Source organism: Sphingobacteriia bacterium (genome assembly GCA_017304685.1).
Taxonomy (GTDB): Bacteria; Pseudomonadota; Alphaproteobacteria; order Rickettsiales; family 33-17; genus JAFKLR01.
Map to the genome: position 1 here is coordinate 614,783 of JAFKLR010000004.1, position 21,973 is coordinate 636,755.

Consider the following 21,973-nt stretch of genomic DNA (forward strand, 5'->3'; position numbering starts at 1 on the left):
TTTCTCCTTAAAAAATCGATTTTGCCAATATGATATAATCTATGTTATAATTAGCAAATAATATTTTTATGAAAAGTTTTAGAATGATTAAACAAATAGTTTTATTTATACTTCTGCTTAGTAAAGTTGCAATAGCAGATACGGAAAGTACTTATAATATTATAATTAACGCTAGCAAAACAAAGAATTGGTCGCTAATTAAAAAGCAAATAAACACACTTACTAATCAAGATACTAAAGCATTTGCAGAATGGCTATATGTAAGAGATAGTAAAAGTGGCGCATCTTTTGAAGAGATTGCAAGTTTTCTTGAAAAACACCCTCATTTCCCAGAACATAAAAGTGTAATTGAAAATGCAGAAAACGCGCTTTCTTTTAAAGTAAAAAAAGAATCAATTGCAAAATGGTGTAAAAATCATTTACCAAATACCGGTACTTCCCAAAGAGTTTGTAATATTCATTTTGCAGAAATTCTTAAAGATTCAAAAGATAAGGCTATATATTTAAGAAAAGCATGGATTTATGGTGATTTCAAACCAGAAGAAGAAAATGATTTTTTAAATAAATATAGTAAATATTTAATTAAAGGTGATAATTTAGAGCGTGCACAAAGATTAATATGGGAAGAGAAAACAACTCAGTTAAAAAGATTACAACCTAAATTGAGTACTAATAGTAGAGCTTTAGTTGATAATATTTTAAAATTAAAATCAGGAAAATTAATTGCGTTACCTCAAGAACATTCTAAGAACCCACTTGCTATATATTATTTAATTAAAATATATAATAGCAAAAAGAAAGACGATCATGTTGATGATTTAATTATTCAGGCAGGGCATAATGTTCCATATCCTGATAAATGGGCTTTAATTAGGAAGATTAGAGCAAGAGAAGCGATAACGCATAAAAATTATAAACTTGCTTATAATCTTATCAAAAATCATAATCTTAAAGCAGGTAAAGATTTTGCAGACAGTGAATGGCTTGCCGGATGGATTGCTTTAACTTATTTACACGATGCAAACACCGCGATTAAGCATTTTACTAACCTACATGAAGGTGTAAAATATTCCATGAGTAAGGTAAGGGCAGCTTATTGGTTAGGCATGGCTTACCGTAAACTTAATGATGAAGAGCATTCAAATCATTGGCTAAAAGAAGCAAGTAAGCATCCCGAAATGTTTTATGGTCAAGTGGCCTTATTAAAACTTGGTATTAAACATTATCACTTGCCTCATAGCCCAAAAATTGAAGAATTAGATAGACAAAATATTTTAAAACGACAGCATTATAGAATTGCAACCGTTTTACTTAAAGCTAAAGATCCATGGCTTGCTAAGAAATTTTTAACATCTGCAATTCATAATACTAAAGACAGAAAAGAATCATATCTATATGCTAAATTACCTTTAAATATTAATAGTAATTTATATAAATCATTAAGTGTTAGCTTATCGAAAGAAGCTGCACAATTTGGTAATTTATTTGTGGATATAGGATATCCTAAAATTAAAAAGGACAATTACCTTGTAGAACATGCGCTTATAATGTCCGTTATTAGACAAGAGAGTAATTTTCATCAACATGCGAAAAGCTCAGCTGGTGCTTTAGGTCTTATGCAATTATTACCAACAACCGCTAAGGAATTAGCTAAAAAAGTTGGCCTGCAATATAATTTGAAGAAAATTACAGCTGATCCAAATTATAATGTAATGTTAGGTCAATATTATTTGCATAGACTTATGAATAATTATGACAGTAATGTTTATCTAACTTTAATGGCATATAATGCTGGCGGTGGGAATGTTAAAAAGTGGCTAAACAACATGGGAAATCCAACAAGTCTTAGAAGAGTAGATGATATTATTAATTGGATTGAAAGTATTCCATGGGCTCAACCAAGAGATTATGTTCATACTATTCTTGGTAATTTGTCAATTTATAGGGGTTTAGTTAATCCGGTACAAAAAACGCATCAAGTGCGTATTCATGAAGATTTAATAGTAAATTAGTCTATTGATTTTATCTATAATTTAAAAAGCCTATAAGTTTTAAAGCTTATAGGCTTTTTAAATTTTCCTATAAAAAATTTTATCATAAGTAAAAAATCTATCCTACTGTTAAATATAAATAAATTTATAAAATTTTAAGTAAACTATTTGAATATTAATTTTTTAACTGTATAGTAAATATAGTTATTTTGTATATTTATCAATTACTTAACAATAAATTGCATTAACTAACCATGTATTAACTGCAGTTAAATATATCTTTACAATAGTTAATAAAATGTTAATATGCGAAACTAATGTTAAACACAACTTATGGTGGTAATAATGCAAGTAAATAATTTAAAAGTCTCTCCTTTTTTACTAGTAATTGCTCTATTATATATTTCTTTATTAGTGATTTCTAATTTTGTAGGAGCAAAAATAGCTAATATATTCAGCTTTAATATTCCTACATCTTTATTATTTTTTCCCTTAATTTACATAATGAATAATATAATTACTGAAATATACGGATTTCAAGTTAGTAAAATACTAATTTGGTCAGCATTTTCTGTAAATTTTGTTGTAATTATAGGTTGTTTGATATCAACTTATATTCCTGCATCTAGCCTTTGGACTCATCAGGAAGCTTCGGAAATTATATTTAGACAATCACCAAGAATTTTATTTGCTTCATTATTAGGGTATCTCTGCAGTAGCTTTATAAATTCTATAATTTTATCTAAATTAAAAGTTTCATTGCTAGGTAAATATTTTTATATACGTGTCCTTGCAAGTACTTCTATTGCTTCATTAGTTGATAGCGGAATATTCTGTAGTCTTGCTTTCTATAATACTATTCCAAATGAAGTACTTTTAAATATTATAAGCTTAGAAAGCATTTTTAAATTTAGTTACGAGTTAATCGCCCTACCTATAGTTTCGATCATTGTAGCTTATGTAAAACTTAAAGAAAAATTAGATGTTTACGATACCACTGTAAATTATAACCTTTTTAAAGTTTTCAATTGAGGTAAGTTATGATTGAACGTAAGCTGAACTTTAATTATAATCGACATTTTATTGAATCTTCATTTTTTAATAATATGAGAAATCTCATAAATGAAGAAAGACTTGAATATTTAGAAAATGCCTCAAAAATCTTACCTATTCCAGAAATGTATGGTTCATTTTTTAACGATGATCATTATTTTAAGACTTTAAATCTTCTAATTAATTCTACCGATGAAGTTCGTCATATATATCATGTTATTTCAAAAATGATATTACCTAATTTAACTTCTTATAATTCCTTTTTAGATGTAGGATGCGGTGATGGAAAATTTACAAGATTTATAGGTAAAAATTTTGATAAAATAACCGCAGTAGATGTTGAACAATCTGCTTTAAACAATTTACAACCATATCACTTTTCTTCCAATAAAAAAGTAACTAAAATATTAGGTTCAATTGCTGATGTTAATCTTCCTACAACTGAGCAATATGATTTTATATTATTAGCTCATATTATTTATTATATTGATCAGTTACAAATAAATGATCTAATTAATAATCTACGTAAAAAATTAAGTAAAAATGGTCGAATACTAATTATTATAGATGAAGGTCTAGATAGAGAAAAATTAGTCCAACATTTCGGTGCTAAAAAGAAACGTTTACTAGAAGATGTTATCATCGAAAATCTTCTTAATAAGGTAAATGTAACTGTTGAAACTCATTTAATTAAAGAAACTTTTAAAACAAAATCAATTAATACAATGATGCACATTGCAGGAATTTGTTTAAATGATGCCAAGGCAATTGCTGAAGAAAATAAATTAAAAGAATATTTGATGTACAATCATTTTAAAAATGATTATTATGAGATAAATATGTTTCAAAAGTTTATAATTATTAAGAATGATTCGACTTATTAAAAATATTTACTCTCATCTATTAAAGAACTCTGAAGATTCTGAACCCTACATGGTATCTGTAGGGTATATATTAATGGTTTTTTACCCAGGATTTTACTTTTTTAATTCTATTCTTGCTACACCATCAGGATATGAAAATTTAGGTTTACGTTTAATAATTGGGTTGTTTGGTGCAACCCTTGTATTAAAAAAATATTGGCCTGCAAAATTAAAAAAATTTTTACCAATATATTGGCATTTTATTTTAGTATTTACTTTACCATTTTTCTTTAGCTTCATGTTACTTAATAATCAACATTCTACAGTATGGCATGTTAATGGATTAGTTGGGTTAGTATTATTAACCTTCTTTGTTGATTTTATTGCGTACACAATTTTAGTACTCTTAGGAGCAGGTGCTGCTTTAATACTTTACTGCAGTTTAAATAAAGAATTCTTTCTTGCACATAATTTAATAGGTGTAATTGGAAGTTACACTGCACCTATAATATACTTCTTAATATTTTCTAATAAACGTACAAAAATTGAATCAGAAAAATTAGCTATAGTTAAATTTTCTAAGGAAGAACTGGAAAAAATAGTTTCTGAGCAAACTAAAGAACTTCAACATGCTTTGGCAGTTAAGACGCGTATATTAAATAATATCAGTCATGAGGTTAAAACGCCACTTCACGGGGTTTGGGGTATTGTAAGAATTTTAGCTGATAAATGGCAAACTTTTACTGATAACGAACGCTTAGAAAATGTAAAAAAAGTTGCTAAAAACACCGAGCGTTTAGTTAGTTACATAAATAACATTCTTGATCTTTCCAAATTTTCTTCTGGTAAAATGGTTTTTGAATTTAAAACTATCAATATTATTCCTTTAATAGAGGAAATTATCGATGAATGTAAAGATCTGTATGTAGGGAATAAAGATATTGAGATTAAACTATATGCAAATACTTCAGACACTATTTATATAAAAGCTGACCAAGATAGATTAATGCAGGTTTTAAGAAACCTTTTTGCAAATGCAATCAGATATATGGAAAAAGGTAAAATAGTAGCTGAGATAAAGCAATTGAGTGACAATATCATAGAAGTTTCTATTGCAGATGAAGGAATAGGTGTTCCTGAAAATGAATTAAAAAAGATTTTTGAGCCATTTTATCAAAGTACAAAAACTGCTAATAAAGCAGGTGGTACAGGTTTAGGGCTTGCAATATGTAAAGAAATAGTAGAAGCGCATCAGGGTAAAATTTGGGCGGAAAATAATAAAAATAAAGGGGCTAAATTTTATTGTACATTACCAATAGATAGCGCTATTCAAGTTATTCCTAATATTTCTGTAGAAACACCTGTCGTTTCTCAGTCAGTTAACGCTAAACCTAAAACTATCCTTTTAATAGATGATGAAGAAGCAACTCATGATCTTTTTAAGCTTCTTATCAAAACTTATGATAATTGCGAAATAGTAAACGCATATGGTGGTAAAGAAGGTTTAGAGGTATTAAAAGAAAAAGGAAAAGAAATAGATATAGTGTTTTTGGATTTAATGATGCCTGATGTCTATGGATTAGATGTTCTTAAAGAAATTCGCACCTCTCATCAATTGAATGTCCCTGTGATTTTACAAAGTGGTGCTAATATCGAAGAATTAGAAAAAGCTCAAACTATGGGAATTAGCGGATGCCTTTCTAAACCTTATTCTCAACATTCAATTCTTAATATAATAAAAAGCTTGTAATTATTTTAAATAATTTAAAGTTAAAATTTTAAAATAAAATATTCTTGTAACTACCACTTGTGATTGATATTATTAGGATTTGGAATCTAAATTTTAATAATATTTATGAAGTTCTTACGTTATTCGGTAATTTTAATTTTAGTATTTGTCTTTGGTTTTCTAACTATTGTAGGCTCCTATGTAAGATCTATTCAATTAGAAAATATTATTGATAACCTTACAACCACTAATAATAAAACCACTAAAATTTTATATGATAAGTACCTTTGGGCTGGTTTCGGAGATTACTTAGTTAAAATTTATAATCAGCCTATTTCATTATTAGAAACAGATAAATACCTGATTTTATTTAGGGATTACGTTAAAGACTTTACAAAAGAAAGTCCTGTAGTGAAACTAGCTGTTTACACGCCCCTAAGGCAAAAATTAGCTGAAAATAATTCAGTTGCAATTAAAGAAGAGGAAGGAACCTTACTTGATAATTTAACTGTTAATTTTATGAAAAGTTACAACCTTACTAACGATGAAATGTTTAGAAGGGCAATTGCAGGTATTGAAGTTACAAAAATTATAAGTACAGCTAGAGTTACAAATGACAGTGTAAACAATGAACTAGTTTTAATAAGAAGTTTAGTCCCAATTACTAAAAATAATCAAGTTCAGGCAGTAGTAGAAATTTATTATGATATTACTAAAACCTGGGATTTTTTATCTAAATTGCAGATTATAGTAAGTCTTTCTATTTTATCTATTATTACTATTATATTCTTAGTTTTAATTATAACGTCTATTAGAGCGCAAAGAATTATTGATAAGCAAATAGAAATTAATCTTGAGCTTGAAGAAGCTAAAAAGAAAGCCGAAGAGGTTAGCCAACATAAATCAATGTTTTTAGCTAATATGAGTCATGAGCTTAGAACTCCTTTAAATTCTATTATTGGGTTTTCTGATATTATTAAAAATGAAGGATTAGGACCTATCGGCGATCAAAAATATAAAGAATATGGTAATGATATTAACTCTGCCGGAACTCACCTTTTAAGTTTAATTAATGATATATTAGATTTCTCAAAAGCTGAAGCAGACAGACTTCAAGTAGAAATGATAGAAGTTGATGTTATAAAAATGATTAAACAATGCTTACGTATTGTGCTTCCTAAAGCTGATGAAGCTCATTTAAGCCTTGTAGATAATACTGCAGATATACATTACATATTAATTGCTGATCCAAAGCGTTTAAAGCAAGTTTTCTTAAATGTATTATCAAATGCTATTAAATTTACGCCTGAAAATGGTTCGATTACAGTTAGTACCGAAGTTGATGGTGATAAAAGAAGTATTACAATTAAGATTAGTGATACAGGTATTGGGATTGCTCCTAAAGATATTGCAAAAGTTATGCAACCATTTATTCAAGTAGAAAACTCTTTAAGTAAAAAACACTCTGGAACAGGGTTAGGCCTTCCTTTAACAAAAAAATTAGTTGAACTTATGCAAGGAAAGTTTCATATTGATAGTGAGCCAGGTCTAGGCACCACTGTAGTAATGACATTCCATTTAGCAAGTACAAGTGTATCTTAATTTATGATGAACGAAACGTTAATAAGCGATACGAATGCAGTTGAACTTTCTGTTACAGAAATTTCTTCTCTTATTAAAAAAACAATCGATTCCAGTTTTTCTTATGTAAAAGTAAGAGGTGAAATTTCTGGTCTTAAAATTGCAACCTCAGGTCACGCATATTTTTCTCTTAAAGATAGTGATGCTGTGATTTCTGCAGCTTGCTGGCGTGGTAAATGTGAAAACCTAGGAATAAAGCTTGAAGATGGATTAGAAGTTATATGTCATGGATCTATTACTACTTTTGCTGGGCAGTCAAAATATCAACTTATTGTAAGTAAAGTTGAATTAGCAGGAATCGGAGCTTTAATGGCGAAGCTAGAACTGCTTAAACAAAAACTTCAGCAAGAAGGTTTATTTGATCCTAAATATAAAAAAGCTTTACCAAAATATCCTGAAAACGTTGCTGTAATTACCTCTTTAAGTGGGGTAGTAATTAGAGATATTATTCATAGATTAAAAGATAGATATCCAGTTAATTTATATATTTATGCAACTCATGTCCAAGGTGATAAGTGTGCAGAACAAGTAACGCAGGCTATTATCGATGTTAATAATACAAAACTTGCTTCTATAGATTTAATTATTATAGCGCGTGGTGGCGGATCGTTTGAGGACTTATTTCCATTTAATGATGAAAAAATTATAAGAGCAGCTTTTGCTTCTAAAATTCCTATTATTTCAGCAATTGGACATGAAGCTGATTTTACATTATTAGATTTTGTGGCGGATTTACGCGCTCCAACTCCTACAGCGGCAGCTGAACTTGCTACCCCTCATAGGATTGAGGTATGTAAATATATAACTAATACCAAAAAACAAATAGCTGAACAAATTTTAAAAAAAATAGCTTATTTAAATAGTAATTTTTTAGGTACTATTCTTAAAATTCCTCATCCATCAACATATATAAATGATTTAAATAAAAAGTTAGAAGCTGCGAATAAAAATATATACACTTTGACTTTAAATTCTTTACAAAAACAAACTTATTATTTTGCAGATCTTACTTCTAAAATAAAATACCCAGCAGAATATATTGCTGATTTAAGTAAAAAATTAAATAATATAAATAATAGCATTTATAAAAATATTTCTAATAATATTCAAAACAGAACATATCATTTAGTCAGTTTAGCAAGCAAAATTAATTTAAAAGACGCTAAAAATAAAATAGAAATAAATGCAGAGCATTTAAGTAAAATTAAACAAAAAATTATTACTTCTGTTAGCACGGCTATTGTTAATTCTGAGCATAGAGTGGAAATGGTAACGAAAATGCTTTCATCGCTTAGTTACACAGCAGTTCTTGATAGAGGATATACTGTAGTTAGAGATGTTAACAATAATGTGGTTACATCAGCTTCTAATATTACTTCTCATGATAAGTTAGTAATTGAATTTAAAGACGGTAAAATAGACGTAGAAGCACTTTAAGCTATTAATTAAACTTAAAAAAGATTATACATGCTAACCTTAGATAATTTATCCCTTTCCTTTAATGATGAAATAATATTTCAAAACTTAAGTATAAACTTAGCTAAAACTTCTATTGTAAAAGTAAAAGGAATTAACGGTGCAGGAAAGACTACATTACTTAAAATTATTGCGCAAATTTTAAAACCAAATACAGGAGAAATTTTCTGGCAAGGAAAGCCATTAAAACATTCAAATGCAAAAATTAATTATGTAGGACATGATTTAGGTTTAAAATTAAATGATACGGTAGGTAATAATATTGCCTTTTGGTCTAGCTTAACAGATTCTTCTTTAATGTTTGAGGCTGCAATTTATTATTTTAGGTTAGAAGAAATAATTGATATTAAATGTGAATACCTATCTCAAGGGTGGAAGAAAAAAGTTGCTTTAGCAAGGCTACTTGCCTGCTTTGCTGATATTTGGGTTCTAGATGAACCAGAAATAAATTTAGATGAAGATAGTAAACAAAGATTGTTTCATGCAATTGATGTTAGAGCAGGAGAGGGAGGTATTATATTTATTGCCTCTCATTCTGAATTACCATTAAAAAATTATATTACATTAGATATAATGGATTTTATTCCTAGATTGGAAACAAATGCGAATGAATAAATTTTTTCTTATAACAAAAAGAGATTTTGCGGTAAATAATCATTTTATTAATATACTTATTAATATTGTTATTATCATTATATTAAATTCAATTTTAGTTATATCCACTTCCCAAGATTTTTTGAAAAATACTCAAGGTGTTGTAGCAGGAATATGGCTTAGTTATTTAGTAGTAAGTTTACTTAATATTGAAAAAATACTTTCTTCAGATATGGAAGATGGCACGTTGGATATTTTAAAAAGTTTAAATATCCCATATTTAACTATTTATTTATCAAAAGTTATAAATTTTATTATTATAACTCTTGTTCCTATGTCACTTATTACAGTGTTGTTATGTTTTTTATTTGATGCAAAAAGCCATATATATAACTTTTTAATAACGCTAATTTTAATTTCGCCAATAACTAGCATATTATCAGTGCTAACGTCTTTTTTAGTTAATAATTTTAAAAGCTCTGTCTTAACATTGATTATTTATTTTCCTATTATGATGCCAGTTTTAATAATAGGAATACTAGCCTGTTCTGGAGAGTTATATCTTAATAAAATTTTACTAGGATTGGATATAATAATTTTATCTTTTATTTTACTTAAAGCTTATTCAAAGTAGTTTAGAGAAAATTATTTTTCTCTTTTATTGTCCAACATTTCTTGTCTTCTACTTGTGCTTAAAGCAGTGGTTGCAGGACCCTTTTTATTATCAGCTTTTTCCATTTTACTTTCTTGAAGTTTGTTAGAAACATTCCTGAGTTCATTAAGATTTTTTACTATTGTGACCTTATCAAATTTGGGTAATTCCTTACCTGTTTCATAATCGATGGTATTTGTAGGGCTACTAATTATTGAAGAAGATTTATTATCAGATTTATTCTTCTTGCTGTTTTTATCCCCTTTATTTCCTTTAGTCATATTAATTACCTAAAATTTTAATTACCTTCCACGAGGCTTGACTGTAACTTGCGAAGCATAATGGTATGCTGTTGTAGTAGCGTGTTCGAATTTTTGACTGGTGGTCATTTTAGAGCTTTTCTTAGAAATTTCTTTAGCTTCTTTACCATGTTTTTTAAGTTTGGTAGATGAATCCTTTTCCTTAGTTTCATTTCCAAGTTCAATTGCTTTTGTACCTAAAGTATCGAGATCTTGTCCTGCTTTTTTGTCATGTTTGCCAAGTTTCTTAAATGCATTAACAATTTTACCAACAATTTTTTCAACGGCATTAAGTAAAGATTTGCTACCTTTAGCAATATCTTTTCCAACACCTTTCGCAACATTTTCTAATACTTTTCCTGCAGCTTTATCACGTTCTGTATTTAAACTATGAGCTGTGTTAATAACTTCTGCTTTTAATTTAGAGCTTTTATCTTCAATGCTAATTGCGTTACTCTTAAGTATAGTTTCTGCTCTTTTAAAGAAACCATTATTTTCTAATACAGTGGAAGTTGTTTGATCAAGTTTACTTTTCCATTCATTAAAAGTTTTATCTGTAAGAATTTTTGGTGTAGTAACATTTTTTACTTGGAATTCTGTAATTTTATGCAAAGCATGAGCATAAGTATTAAATTCTTTTGAAGCTTCTTTTGCACTTGCAAAATGTTGATTTGTTTTAGCTTCTTTATGAGCTTCAATAGTTAAAGTAGCAATTTCACCTGCATCTCTTGCTATTTCTAAGGTCGTATCTAATACATTAATTTTACTGTCATTAGTTTTTGAATCATCAGCAAGTTTTACTGAATCAAGTTTAGGTAATGGTTTATTTTTTGGATCTATACGCTTAGGAGGAGTTATAGCGGTTTTATGAATAGTTTGTACCACACCTTCTTTATTAAATATAACCTGGCCACCGTTAGGTGCTTCAATTTTCATAGAATTTTGTTTAGAAAATTGTGTGTATTGTTTATGAGTTTCATCCGATAAATAAACCGGAACAATCTCATTTTTTTCTCTTACAAAAACTTCATAAGAATGATAATTAACTATTTGATTATTATTTTTCGTAGCACTAGCTTCTATATATACAATTTGATTCGATTTATTTTTTAAAATATCTGGAATAGAGGTATTGAGTTCTGTATCATTAATCATTATCTTATTCTTTGACATGATATTTTGCCTCGTTCATTAAAAATTTATTACTTACTATAATATAATTTTAACTCACTTTAGTAAGTAAAGGCAATATAAAAAGTTAAAAAATTAATTATTTCTTAAATAAATTCTACAGGTTACTTTAATTATGAACAATAAAATATCAGAAATTATGGAAAAACTCTCTTATGAAAAATTAGGAGAAAGTTTAAATATCCAAACAATGGTAGAGCGTGAAAATGAAATTGCCATTATTATAGATGTCGATAAAGACCTGTATAATCGTATTGTTAAATCCAGGCTAGAAGAAGATGTTACAAAAAAAATAGCTAAATCAGGGATCAATGCAAAAATAAAATTTATTTATAATCAAGTACTTGTAGAACCTAAAATTGTACCTCTTAAACCATCTCAGAAAGAAAACCTTAAACAAATTGTACCTATAAAGGGAGTTAAAAAGGTTATAGTGGTAGTATCTGGTAAGGGTGGAGTAGGAAAATCTACTATGTCCGTTAATTTGGCCGCAAGTTTTGTAAAATTAGGATTAAGTACAGCCTTAGTCGATGCAGATATTTATGGACCATCTGTGCCATCTATATTGGGTATAAATAGATATCCTGAGCTTAAAAATAACTTAATGTTACCAATTGAAGTGCATGGGATTAAATCAATTTCAATAGGGTATATAGTAGATCCTGAAAAAGCAGCAATTTGGCGAGGACCTATGATAACTAAGGCTTTATCTCAATTAATTAGGGGTACTAAATGGCAGGATATTGATGTTATGATTATTGACATGCCACCAGGGACTGGAGATATTCACTTAAGTTTAATGGAAAACTATCCTATTGACGGTATAATAGGTGTAAGTTTCCCAAGTAAACTTTCAGTAGCTGATTTAAAAAAATCGATTGCAATGTGCGAAAAAATGAAACAGCCATTAATTGGTATTATTAATAATTGCGCTTACGAAAGAAATGGAAATGAAATTATTGAAAGCCCATTTGGGGCTAATCATTTGAACGATTTCTGCAAAGATAAAAATATTGAAATATTAGGTGAGATTGAAATAAGTAGAGAATTAGCGCAATCAATAGATGTAGGAAAACCGTATATTTTAGAAGAGAAATGTAATCCGTACATTGCAAAAGAATTTAAGTCAATTGCTGAAAAAGTAATTCAGTTTTTGGAAAAAAGACCACGTCTTAAGCAACAAAAATAAGAATCTCAGTTGTGAAATAGATCTTATAGACCTATTTCACCTTTGCTAACTTTAACTTTAGCAATTTTTTTAGGATTGTATTTATTATTACTTTTATCTTTCGTAATTTTTTCATTTAATTTTTTATCATAAACTTCAGATAACGCTTTAGTTGACAAAGAAAGTGTGTTTGCAACTTCGTTAAAGCTCATTTTATTACCGTGAACTATCTGTTTACTTACTTCGTGCATACCTTTTTTTAGAGATTCAAAGCTTTCTTTAAATCTACAATTTTTAGGCATAACTTTAGTAAGTTTATCAACATTTTCTAATAACATTTGAGTTTTTGCTTCATCAGGGATTCTTAATTTATTTATCTCCTGAGCTTTTTTATTAGCAAATTCTCTGAAATCACGAATAAATGTACTTTGATCAAAATGATGTGGTGCTAAAGCTTTTCCTTCTCCTATTCCACTAATAGTTTTTTCAAAATTATTATATCTACGTGTTGCATCATGATCTAGAGCTTCTTTACCAAACCTTACTTCTCCATGGTTTTCAAGAGTCTCTTTTGGCGTCAAAGGTTTATGTGCGAATGAATTAGAGCTTTTAATAGCTTTTGGCTCAGGAATTGATGCAGATTTAAGATTTGTGGAAACAGCTTTAACTTCAGCAGATTTTTGCACTGTCTGTTGTGCAGCTTTTTGTTCTTCTTGAGAAAGTTGTGTTTTTACATTTCCTCTTAAAGCAAAATTATCATATTTCGGTTTGTGATTAACTTGTTGTGGTCTTGGTTGAATTCTAGCATTACTTTGCTTTTCAATACCATTCTGCTCTTTGGAAGCGTTTTGTATTATTGGCTCTGATGCAATTTTATTTACCGATTGAGAGTTTGATATTTGATTATTTTTAACTGTAGTAATCGGTCTACTCTCATTGCTAATAGTAGGCGCACTACTTTTAATAGTACCGGGTTTTTGTTGTATAGTATTTTGAGCAATGGCTACTTTTGGGGTAGGCTTTACAGTAACTTGCGTTACTTGGGGAGTTTGAGTTACTGGTTTTCGTTGTGTAATCGGTTTATTTATAGTTGCAGGCTGTTGTAGAACTGCAGATTGATTTAATTCCAGCTTATTTCCTGCAATCTTATTAATAGGTTTTGATATAGTACTATTAGAAGATGTTAAATTTTGCGAAGCCTGAGATTTAGGTGATGTAACAATAGGTTCATTATTAACTTTACCAACAGTTTTTGGTGCTGCTGAAATCCCCAATACTTCTTTATTATAAAACTCATTAGCTTCTTTAAAAACAGCTGAACGTTCTTTGTCATTTGAAGCATTATTAAATTTTTCTGCAAATTCTTGAGCTTTATCATTATGTCCTTTTTGCCATAATTTAAAAATTCTCTCAGACATTTCAGTTGAATATAAATAATCTTGGTCAATACGTGGCATTAATTTTTTCTGTTGAAAACCAAAGTTTAATTTATTACCAGGTGTTTTAACAGTTTTAGGTTTTTCTTCATCGCTATCCCAGTCATCTTCAGTATCATCTTTTGTTTGAATGCTGGCTTTAGCAAATTTTCTTTTTTCTTCCTCTAATCTTTTTTGTTCTTCTTCTCTTAATTTCTTTTCGTGCTCTCTTTGTAGTTTTCTTTCTTCAGCTAGTTTTGCTAATTTTTCTTTATCAGCTAAAGATGGTTCTTTTCTCTCTACATTTTGGGCTTTATTTCCCATTAACTTCGCAATGTTACCAAATTTTTCTTCGAGATTTCCAATCTTGTTAACAGATGCAGATTCTATTTTGTTTGCAATAGGTTTTTTTATTAATTTTCTGTTGGAAATCCTTAAAATTATCTCTAACTTCAAGCTGCCCCCTTTCTTCTTCTTCTCTTCTTTCTTTAACGAACTCGGCTTCTTGATATTGCTTTTTAGCTTTTTCTGCAGCTTCTTTTACCCTTTGTCTTTCTTTTGCAAGAGCTTCTAATTCTTTTTTTCTTTCTTCTTCTGCTCTTCTAGCTTCTTCTTGAGCTTTTTTAAGAAAATCGTTACCACCTTTCATATATAATACTCCGTGTAAATAATTATAAAGGTATTCAAGAGCCTAAAATCTATACTCAATTATTAATTCGTATATTTAAAGGATATCATTTAAGTTAAATTAAAACAATTCATATAGTTAATTTTTAAATATATATGAAATATTTATCAATATAATTAATATGTTACTATGTATATTTAAATTTATTTTATGTAAAAAGAATTAAACAATTTTAGAATAGTTAATTAAACACGAAAAAACAGCTAATTAAGTCTTACTTACAGAAAAAATAATCAATTTTTTTAAGAATCTAACTAGAGGCAGAAAGTCTAGCGTTTTCCGCATTTTTAAATGTGTTTTTTATATCTAAAATCAAAGAAAATGCAAAAAAATGAAAAAAAGTGATTTTTGGGTGTTGACAAGTGGTGTGTTAGGATATATAAACCAAGACCTGTTCGGCACGATAAAAAACGAACAAAAAACGAAGAAATAAGCGCCTTAACAAGCGCTAGCTGTTTAAAAAAGTGAATAAAATTAGCAAGTGCAAACATTTTATATAAATGTAAGTGATCTTAAAGATTACTACGGGTAAAATTGTTTGAGTCGAAGTTAGGTGTAGTTAGTTCTGCACGTAGAAAGTTACTCAAGTTGAATTTAAGTATAAAAAGGGCACTTGGTGGATGCCTTGGCACTAGAAGGCGATGAAAGACGTGATACGCTGCGATAAGCTTCGGGGAGGCGCGAATAGCCTTTGATCCGAAGATTTCTGAATGGGGAAACCCACCTATTTATTAGGTATTCTGCAATGAATTCATAGTTGCAGGAAGCAAACCCGGAAAACTGAAATATCTAAGTATCCGGAGGAAAGGACATCAAACGAGACTCCGTTAGTAGTGACGAGCGAAAGCGGACCAGGCCAGTGGCTTATAAGTAAGAACTAGAACAATTTGGAAAAATTGACCATAGTGGGTGATAGTCCCGTATAGGTAGAAAGCTTATAAGTCCTCGAGTAAGGCGGGACACGTGTAATCCTGTCTGAATATGGGGGGACCACCCTCCAAGCCTAAGTACTCTCTAGTGACCGATAGTGAACAAGTACCGTGAGGGAAAGGTGAAAAGTACCCCGAGAGGGGAGTGAAATAGTTTCTGAAACCAAGTGCTTACAAGCAGTCGGAGCGAGACTTAATGATTCGTCATTAAGGACTTGTGACGGCGTACCTCTTGTATAATGGGTCAGCGAGTTAGTGTATCGAGCGAGCTTAAGTCAATAGATGTAGGCGTAGCGAAAGCGAGTCTGAATAGGGCGTATAGTTCGATGCATTAGACCCGAAACCGGGTGATCTAGCCATGGCCAGGATGAAGGTGTAGTAACATACGCTGGAGGTCCGAACCCATTAATGTTGAAAAATTATGGGATGAGCTGTGGCTAGGGGTGAAAGGCCAATCAAACTCGGAAATAGCTGGTTCTCCGCGAAATCTATTTAGGTAGAGCGTCGTGACAATTACCACTGAGGGTAGAGCACTGGATAAGCTAGGGGGGCCCAAAGCCTTACCAACCTTAACTAAACTCCGAATACCAGTGAGTACAGCACGGCAGACAGACCTAGGGTGCTAAGGTCCTAGGTCGAGAGGAAAACAGTCCAGACCACCGTCTAAGGTCCCCAAATTATGGCTAAGTGTGAAAGGATGTGAGAAAACCAAAACAACTAGGATGTTGGCTTAGAAGCAGCCATCATTTAAAGAAAGCGTAACAGCTCACTAGTCTAAATAAGTTTTCTTGCGCCGAAAATGTAACGGGGCTAAAGCCATATACCGAAGACGTGGGTGTGTATCTATGATACACGCGGTAGCGGAGCGTTCTGTAGGCCGTTGAAGGTGAATCGTGAGATTTGCTGGAGGTATCAGAAGTGAGAATGCTGACATGAGTAGCGACAAAAGATGTGAAAATCATCTTCGCCGAAAGTCCAAGGGTTCCTGCGTAAAGCTAATCTGCGCAGGGTTAGTCGGCCCCTAAGGCAAGGCCGAAAGGCGTAGTCGATGGGAATCAGGTTAATATTCCTGAACCTGTGGGAAGTGACGGATAACGGAAGTTGTGTGCTGTTATTGGATTCAGTATGCAGCCTAGTTGTCCCAGGAAATAGCTCCCACATATAGACCGTACCCCAAACCGACACAGGTGGACTGGTAGAGTATACCAAGGCGCTTGAGAGAACGATGCTGAAGGAACTAGGCAAATTGCACCTGTAACTTAGGGAGAAGGGTGGCCTCTTATGGGCAACCATAAAGAGGTGGCACAAAGCAGGGGGTTGCGACTGTTTACTAAAAACACAGGGCTATGCAAACTCATTAAGAGGAAGTATATGGTCTGACGCCTGCCCAGTGCTGGAAGGTTAAGAGGAGGTGTGCAAGCACTGAATTGAAGCCCCAGTGAACGGCGGCCGTAACTATGACGGTCCTAAGGTAGCGAAATTCCTTGTCGGGTAAGTTCCGACCCGCACGAATGGCGGCTAGACGGAAAGACCCCGTGCACCTTTACTATAGCTTTGCATTGGCATTAGAAACTAGATGTGTAGGATAGGTGGGAGGCTATGAAGCGGAGACGCCAGTCTTCGTGGAGCCATCCTTGAAATACCACCCTTCTGGTTTTTGATGTCTAACCTAGCTCCTTGAATCAGGAGCGGGGACCATGCATGGTGGGTAGTTTGACTGGGGCGGTCGCCTCCCAAAGAGTAACGGAGGCGCGCGATGGTAGGCTCAAGCTGGTCGGAAATCAGCTTTTAGAGTGCAATGGCATAAGCCTGCCTAACTGTGAGACTGACAGGTCGAACAGATACGAAAGTAGGTCATAGTGATCCGGTGGTTCCCTGTGGAAGGGCCATCGCTCAACGGATAAAAGGTACGCCGGGGATAACAGGCTGATGATTCCCAAGAGTCCATATCGACGGAATCGTTTGGCACCTCGATGTCGGCTCATCACATCCTGGGGCTGGAGAAGGTCCCAAGGGTTCGGCTGTTCGCCGATTAAAGTGGTACGTGAGCTGGGTTTAGAACGTCGCGAGACAGTTCGGTTCCTATCTACCATGGGTGTAGGAAGTTTGCGAGGATCTGCCTTTAGTACGAAAGGACCGAGGTGGACGTACCTCTAGTGGTCCAGTTGTCGCGCCAGCGGCATGGCTGGGTAGCTAACGTACGGACGGGATAAACGCTGAAAGCATCTAAGCGTGAAACCCACCTTTAAACTAGACTTCCCCATTAGAGCCGTGGAAGACTACCACGTTGATAGGCTGGGTGTGTAAGCACAGTAATGTGTTTAGCTTACCAGTACTAATAGCTCGATTGTCTTAAATCGCTTGAGTAACTTCTATGAGCAGTACTAACTACAACTTGCTCAAACATGAAAAAGTTACCTTGTAGACAATATACACACTAAATATTATGTACTTGCTAATTTTATCTACCTTTTAAGCAGCTTTAAGGGTTTGCTTAATTGGCTTGGTGATTATGGCGTAGGGGAACCACCCGATTCCATTCCGAACTCGGACGTGAAAACCTATCGCGCCGATGATACTGCGTCTTAAGACGTGGGAAAGTAGGTCGTTGCCAAGCCTGTTAAGCAAACCCTTTTTCTATTTTAATTTTCTTATCTTTTATTTCCAATTATGCTAAATAAAAAAATTGTTTAGAATTTTCTTTTTTATTTTTATATGGATAATGTATTGTAAGTGATGCTTACTTTAAATTATTTATAAAGGAATATGTTATGATAAAAAAAACAATTCTAGAACTACCTTATGATAAAAATTTAATTAAATTTAATGAGAATGGTGAGTTAAATTACAATTCTTTAATTACAGAAAAATTTGAAAAATCAGATTTATTTTTACGTTTTGAAAAAGAAATGGATAAACTACTTATTCACCCTGGTTCGAGAGCTAAAGCAGTATTATCATTACATTCAGAGGTTAAGGATAAATTTGTAGAATGGAGAAAAAGAGGATGGGAGAGAGTAAATCCTGAAACTCTTATTCCTAATAGAGAAGAAAAATACTGGGGAGCTAATTACAGTAAATTTGATGATAATGGACAACCCTTTATTATATGTGAAGCACCTTTTTATGCAGAAGATTATTACGAACTTGCATTAAAAACTGGGATGCGCATTCTAGTTAGTACTGCACGACCTGAACATGACAATATTTCATATAGGCAAGGTTATTCAGTTAACAAACATTATATTGGTTTAAATAGTAGACCTATTAAAATTAATGATAAAATTACTATTTCCTGTGTTGCGTATGAGAAACATCCTGTTGGGGATAATCACGAAATCTTAATTAAGCATTTAAAGGTTACTGAAAATAATAGATCATATACACTTTGTCATTTAATATATGAAAATTGGGAAGATGCAGAAGCGTATAAAAAATTAAAAGAAGAAAATAAATATGAAGATATTTTAGGTATATTTAAGTTAATAAAATTAGCTGATAAATCTATAAATGAGTTATTTGAATATGAACTCTATAGATTGAAGAATAATTTAATAGATAAATTGTCAATTGATAATGCTAATTCATATGGAATCATGTCTAATTGTAAATATGGATTCGGTAGATCTGCAGCATTTTTAATTTGTTTTAAAATTTATGCGCAAATTAAAAATGAAATTTCTAAAGAAAAGAACCTCCCTTTAAATAAAATAAAAGATATTTTCGATTATCCTGATGTAATAGAAAATTTAGAACTAAATGCAATTTCATATGTTGCGTATTTTTCAGAAAAAGTTATGACAGGTGCAGGTGAAGTTCATTTGCCACAAATTAATGGTTTTTTTGAATATATAAAAGAAGAAGCGAAAAAAAAGGCAGTCTTAAAAAAATCTGATTCTATTAGGAGGAATTATGAGAGTGTAAGAGATAAAGATAAAAGTGCTTTCCTTTATAAATAAAAATATTATTTTAATAATGAAATTTTAAATTTAACTGGTTGTTACTAAAAATAAATTTCTTTATCGAACTTGTAATGCTTATTAAAATGTTATACATTTGTTTTATAATATTTTAATAGGCATTTTATGGGAAAATATAATACATATCGTGAGTTTTGGTTACCTTCTAAAACTCTACCTCTTAACGATACAATTTGGATAGAAGCTCATAACACTTATTCAACTATAAAAAATGGCATATTCTTCCCAGCAGTTAATCAAAAACTTACTATAACTGAAATTTTAAACGATACTCCAGTAAGATTACTTTCTTTAGATGCTTATTATGACGGTGTTAAAAAAGAGTTTTATATGACCCATTCAAAATGGGACGTTAATAATATGAAATTAGATAAACTTTCTGAACCTCTTGGCATAAAAGTTAGAACTTTGCAGGAAGAGTTAATGGAAATCAGAGCTTGGTTAGATAAAAATCCAACCGAAGTTGTGATGATTCATTTAGAAGAGCAATTTTCAGGCTATACTAAGGAACAAGCCGAACAATACAGGAATGAATTTGTAAAAGTATTTGGTAATAAAGTATATACTAATAATGACAAATTAGAATTCTATAAAAATAATTCTAAAAATCCAAATTTTAAAAATAAATCATTTGAAGAAGTTTACCCCTCACTAAATCAAATTATAGAATCGGGCAAACAAATATTATTATTTTCTCAATATTTCGGTAAAGAAGATTTTTTATCAGATTCTACTTCACGATATAATAACGATAGTTATTTTCTTAATTTCTATAGTCTCGCAGCAGTTGGAGAAGATAAAACCTTAGCGGGCAAGATAGGAAGAGATCTAAATGAATTTGAGGAAACTTTGAATAAAACCTTTAATACTAAAATAGATAATATACCTAATGATATTGCTCCTGAATTCTCTGTAGAAAATTTGTATAAATATAAAATGAATCGAGGGGATAAAGTGGTTACAGTAATAGCGTTAGATTTTATTAAAAAAAATGATAAAAGATTAATTGAAAGTTTTGAAATGTATAAAAAAGAATTTTCTCTTTATACTTCTAAAACTCATCAAAATTCATCAGAAAAAGTTTTTAGAAATGAAGCCGATATTTATGAAACAAATAAAATTGGTGCATTTAGAAACAAGAATTAATGTGATGTAGCAGCTAATTTGTTAAGTGTCTCAAGTAAAGTATGTTTTTTATAAGGCTTAAATATACAAGAGTAAGCACCGAATTCTAAACATTTGGCAATATCCTTTTCGTTATTGCAGCCTGTTTGAATGATAACAGGTATATGAGATAATTTTTCACTAGATTTAATAGTTTTTAATATATCTACACCATGCATATCTGTAAGCATAAGATCGAGTAGCAATAAGTTTGTTTCAGGATTTTGACGTAAAAGTTCTAGCCCAGAAGCGCCATCAAAGGCATGTAATAATTCATAATCTGTGCCTTCTAGCATCATTAATACACTATCAATACAAATTTGTTCGTCATCTATAAGTAGGACTTTTGTGGTCATTCTAAATTACTTTCAACTGAGATAAAATATTTTATTTAGTATATTGAAAGTAATTTAGAAAATTTGCAACTAAAAATTTATTATGCGTAAATTCTTTCGCGTAGAATAGATAAGATTTCTTCCATTGCTTCTTGGACAGCTAAGGATTTAATAGCTGCATATTCAGCAGCAAGTCTTTGTAAGGCTAGTTCAAAAACTGTTCTTTCACTATATGAGCAATCAGGATTGTCAGTAACGTTTTTATGTAAATCACGTAAAACTTCAGCAATATCGATTAAATTCCCAGAATTAATCTTAGTGTCGTATTCTTTTGCTCTTCTACTCCACATACCACGATTACTTTTAGGTTTGCTTTGAATAATACTAATAACTTTATTCATTTCTTCAGTATTTGCAATTGGTCTTAATCCACAAGCAATGGCACGATTTACAGGTACGCGTAAAGTCATTTTTTCCTTGCCAAAGAATACCACAAAAACATCTAATTCAATTCCACCAATTTTTTGTGTTTCACGGGCTATAACTTGACCAACTCCATGTGCTGGGTATACAACCATATCATTAATATTAAAGGCTATTGCCATAGAGCTACTCCATAATAGAAAAATTTATAGCCTCATTATACTACAATTTTATGCAAAAATAAAGTACTATGTTGTTTTTGTGCAACTATACAGATTGTACGTTACATTTTATTAAAATATTTTGTTTTTACTTAAAAATCAGTCTTTTAATTTTTAAAAATATATCAGCAAAAAAATATTAAATAAAGTTTTAAAAAATT

Annotated in this window: 17 protein-coding genes and 2 rRNA genes; 13 read left to right on the forward strand and 6 right to left on the reverse strand. The window is 30.9% G+C overall.

Features of this window, described 5'->3' with window-relative positions; all coding sequences use genetic code 11:
• Positions 1 to 83 precede the first annotated feature (83 nt).
• The 8 genes from J0H68_08420 (at position 84) to J0H68_08455 (ending at position 9,981) form a co-directional block, all read left to right on the forward strand.
• Positions 84 to 2,012 (forward strand): lytic transglycosylase domain-containing protein, encoded by a 1,929-nt coding sequence (locus J0H68_08420; GenBank protein MBN8828718.1) that lies wholly within the window; start codon positions 84 to 86, stop codon positions 2,010 to 2,012.
• 324 nt (positions 2,013 to 2,336) lie between these two features.
• On the forward strand, positions 2,337 to 3,023 hold the full coding sequence (locus tag J0H68_08425) for a queuosine precursor transporter (GenBank protein MBN8828719.1): 687 nt from the start codon (positions 2,337 to 2,339) through the stop codon (positions 3,021 to 3,023).
• 8 nt (positions 3,024 to 3,031) lie between these two features.
• Positions 3,032 to 3,928, forward strand: a complete 897-nt coding sequence (locus tag J0H68_08430) for a class I SAM-dependent methyltransferase (GenBank protein ID MBN8828720.1) — start codon at positions 3,032 to 3,034, stop codon at positions 3,926 to 3,928.
• Positions 3,912 to 5,657, forward strand: coding sequence for a hybrid sensor histidine kinase/response regulator (locus J0H68_08435; protein ID MBN8828721.1), 1,746 nt, complete (start codon positions 3,912 to 3,914; stop codon positions 5,655 to 5,657). Before J0H68_08430 ends, J0H68_08435 begins: the two co-directional genes overlap by 17 nt.
• Before the next feature lie 105 nt (positions 5,658 to 5,762).
• Positions 5,763 to 7,238 carry a sensor histidine kinase gene (locus tag J0H68_08440; protein ID MBN8828722.1) on the forward strand — a complete coding sequence of 492 codons (1,476 nt, stop codon included), beginning with the start codon at positions 5,763 to 5,765 and terminating at the stop codon, positions 7,236 to 7,238.
• A 3-nt stretch (positions 7,239 to 7,241) separates the two neighbouring features.
• Complete coding sequence (locus tag J0H68_08445; GenBank protein MBN8828723.1) at positions 7,242 to 8,714, forward strand: exodeoxyribonuclease VII large subunit; 1,473 nt, start codon at positions 7,242 to 7,244, stop codon at positions 8,712 to 8,714.
• Between the two features lie 30 nt (positions 8,715 to 8,744).
• Positions 8,745 to 9,368 carry a heme ABC exporter ATP-binding protein CcmA gene (ccmA, locus tag J0H68_08450; protein MBN8828724.1) on the forward strand — a complete coding sequence of 208 codons (624 nt, stop codon included), beginning with the start codon at positions 8,745 to 8,747 and terminating at the stop codon, positions 9,366 to 9,368.
• A complete protein-coding gene (locus tag J0H68_08455) occupies positions 9,361 to 9,981 on the forward strand; it encodes a heme exporter protein CcmB (protein ID MBN8828725.1) in 621 nt (206 codons plus the stop codon). Before ccmA ends, J0H68_08455 begins: the two co-directional genes overlap by 8 nt.
• A gap of 11 nt (positions 9,982 to 9,992) precedes the next feature.
• Here the strand turns inward: J0H68_08455 and J0H68_08460 are convergent, their stop codons facing one another.
• Both J0H68_08460 and J0H68_08465 read right to left on the reverse strand, forming a co-directional pair.
• Positions 9,993 to 10,280: a hypothetical protein gene (locus J0H68_08460; protein MBN8828726.1), complete on the reverse strand. Its 288-nt coding sequence runs from the start codon at positions 10,278 to 10,280 to the stop codon at positions 9,993 to 9,995.
• A 21-nt stretch (positions 10,281 to 10,301) separates the two neighbouring features.
• Positions 10,302 to 11,471, reverse strand: a complete 1,170-nt coding sequence (locus J0H68_08465; protein ID MBN8828727.1) for a hypothetical protein — start codon at positions 11,469 to 11,471, stop codon at positions 10,302 to 10,304.
• Between the two features lie 133 nt (positions 11,472 to 11,604).
• On the opposite strand from J0H68_08465, the gene J0H68_08470 reads away from it, so the two are divergent.
• On the forward strand, positions 11,605 to 12,678 hold the full coding sequence (locus J0H68_08470; GenBank protein MBN8828728.1) for a P-loop NTPase: 1,074 nt from the start codon (positions 11,605 to 11,607) through the stop codon (positions 12,676 to 12,678).
• A 23-nt stretch (positions 12,679 to 12,701) separates the two neighbouring features.
• On the opposite strand, the gene J0H68_08475 is transcribed toward J0H68_08470, so the two are convergent.
• A complete protein-coding gene (locus tag J0H68_08475) occupies positions 12,702 to 14,528 on the reverse strand; it encodes a hypothetical protein (GenBank protein ID MBN8828729.1) in 1,827 nt (608 codons plus the stop codon).
• Positions 14,443 to 14,721: a hypothetical protein gene (locus tag J0H68_08480; protein ID MBN8828730.1), complete on the reverse strand. Its 279-nt coding sequence runs from the start codon at positions 14,719 to 14,721 to the stop codon at positions 14,443 to 14,445. Before J0H68_08480 ends, J0H68_08475 begins: the two co-directional genes overlap by 86 nt.
• A 631-nt stretch (positions 14,722 to 15,352) precedes the next feature.
• Here J0H68_08480 and J0H68_08485 point away from each other — a divergent pair.
• The 4 genes from J0H68_08485 to J0H68_08500 all read left to right on the forward strand — a co-directional run bounded on the left by J0H68_08485 (position 15,353) and on the right by J0H68_08500 (position 20,815).
• Positions 15,353 to 18,049: ribosomal RNA gene (locus tag J0H68_08485) — 23S ribosomal RNA — on the forward strand.
• Between the two features lie 142 nt (positions 18,050 to 18,191).
• Positions 18,192 to 18,306, forward strand: a 5S ribosomal RNA gene (gene rrf, locus J0H68_08490).
• Positions 18,307 to 18,460: 154 nt separating this feature from the next.
• Complete coding sequence (locus tag J0H68_08495; protein MBN8828731.1) at positions 18,461 to 19,648, forward strand: hypothetical protein; 1,188 nt, start codon at positions 18,461 to 18,463, stop codon at positions 19,646 to 19,648.
• 126 nt (positions 19,649 to 19,774) lie between these two features.
• Positions 19,775 to 20,815, forward strand: a complete 1,041-nt coding sequence (locus tag J0H68_08500) for a hypothetical protein (GenBank protein ID MBN8828732.1) — start codon at positions 19,775 to 19,777, stop codon at positions 20,813 to 20,815.
• Here J0H68_08500 and J0H68_08505 read toward each other — a convergent pair.
• Together J0H68_08505 and J0H68_08510 are read right to left on the reverse strand one after the other, a co-directional pair.
• The gene (locus J0H68_08505) at positions 20,812 to 21,189 is read right to left on the reverse strand and encodes a response regulator (protein ID MBN8828733.1); all 378 of its coding nucleotides are present in this window, start codon (positions 21,187 to 21,189) and stop codon (positions 20,812 to 20,814) included. The genes J0H68_08500 and J0H68_08505 overlap by 4 nt on opposite strands.
• Before the next feature lie 80 nt (positions 21,190 to 21,269).
• Positions 21,270 to 21,773, reverse strand: coding sequence for a CarD family transcriptional regulator (locus tag J0H68_08510; protein ID MBN8828734.1), 504 nt, complete (start codon positions 21,771 to 21,773; stop codon positions 21,270 to 21,272).
• Between the last annotated feature and the right edge of the window lie 200 nt (positions 21,774 to 21,973).

Coding starts and splice junctions, on each gene's coding strand:
- ccmA (MBN8828724.1), top strand. CDS start 8,745: ATGCTAACCTTAGATAATTTATCCCTTTCCTTTAATGATGAAATAATA.
- J0H68_08495 (MBN8828731.1), top strand. CDS start 18,461: ATGATAAAAAAAACAATTCTAGAACTACCTTATGATAAAAATTTAATT.
- J0H68_08480 (MBN8828730.1), bottom strand. CDS start 14,721: ATGAAAGGTGGTAACGATTTTCTTAAAAAAGCTCAAGAAGAAGCTAGA.
- J0H68_08430 (MBN8828720.1), top strand. CDS start 3,032: ATGATTGAACGTAAGCTGAACTTTAATTATAATCGACATTTTATTGAA.
- J0H68_08445 (MBN8828723.1), top strand. CDS start 7,242: ATGATGAACGAAACGTTAATAAGCGATACGAATGCAGTTGAACTTTCT.
- J0H68_08470 (MBN8828728.1), top strand. CDS start 11,605: ATGAACAATAAAATATCAGAAATTATGGAAAAACTCTCTTATGAAAAA.
- J0H68_08510 (MBN8828734.1), bottom strand. CDS start 21,773: ATGGCAATAGCCTTTAATATTAATGATATGGTTGTATACCCAGCACAT.
- J0H68_08505 (MBN8828733.1), bottom strand. CDS start 21,189: ATGACCACAAAAGTCCTACTTATAGATGACGAACAAATTTGTATTGAT.
- J0H68_08435 (MBN8828721.1), top strand. CDS start 3,912: ATGATTCGACTTATTAAAAATATTTACTCTCATCTATTAAAGAACTCT.
- J0H68_08455 (MBN8828725.1), top strand. CDS start 9,361: ATGAATAAATTTTTTCTTATAACAAAAAGAGATTTTGCGGTAAATAAT.
- J0H68_08420 (MBN8828718.1), top strand. CDS start 84: ATGATTAAACAAATAGTTTTATTTATACTTCTGCTTAGTAAAGTTGCA.
- J0H68_08465 (MBN8828727.1), bottom strand. CDS start 11,471: ATGTCAAAGAATAAGATAATGATTAATGATACAGAACTCAATACCTCT.
- J0H68_08425 (MBN8828719.1), top strand. CDS start 2,337: ATGCAAGTAAATAATTTAAAAGTCTCTCCTTTTTTACTAGTAATTGCT.
- J0H68_08440 (MBN8828722.1), top strand. CDS start 5,763: ATGAAGTTCTTACGTTATTCGGTAATTTTAATTTTAGTATTTGTCTTT.
- J0H68_08460 (MBN8828726.1), bottom strand. CDS start 10,280: ATGACTAAAGGAAATAAAGGGGATAAAAACAGCAAGAAGAATAAATCT.
- J0H68_08500 (MBN8828732.1), top strand. CDS start 19,775: ATGGGAAAATATAATACATATCGTGAGTTTTGGTTACCTTCTAAAACT.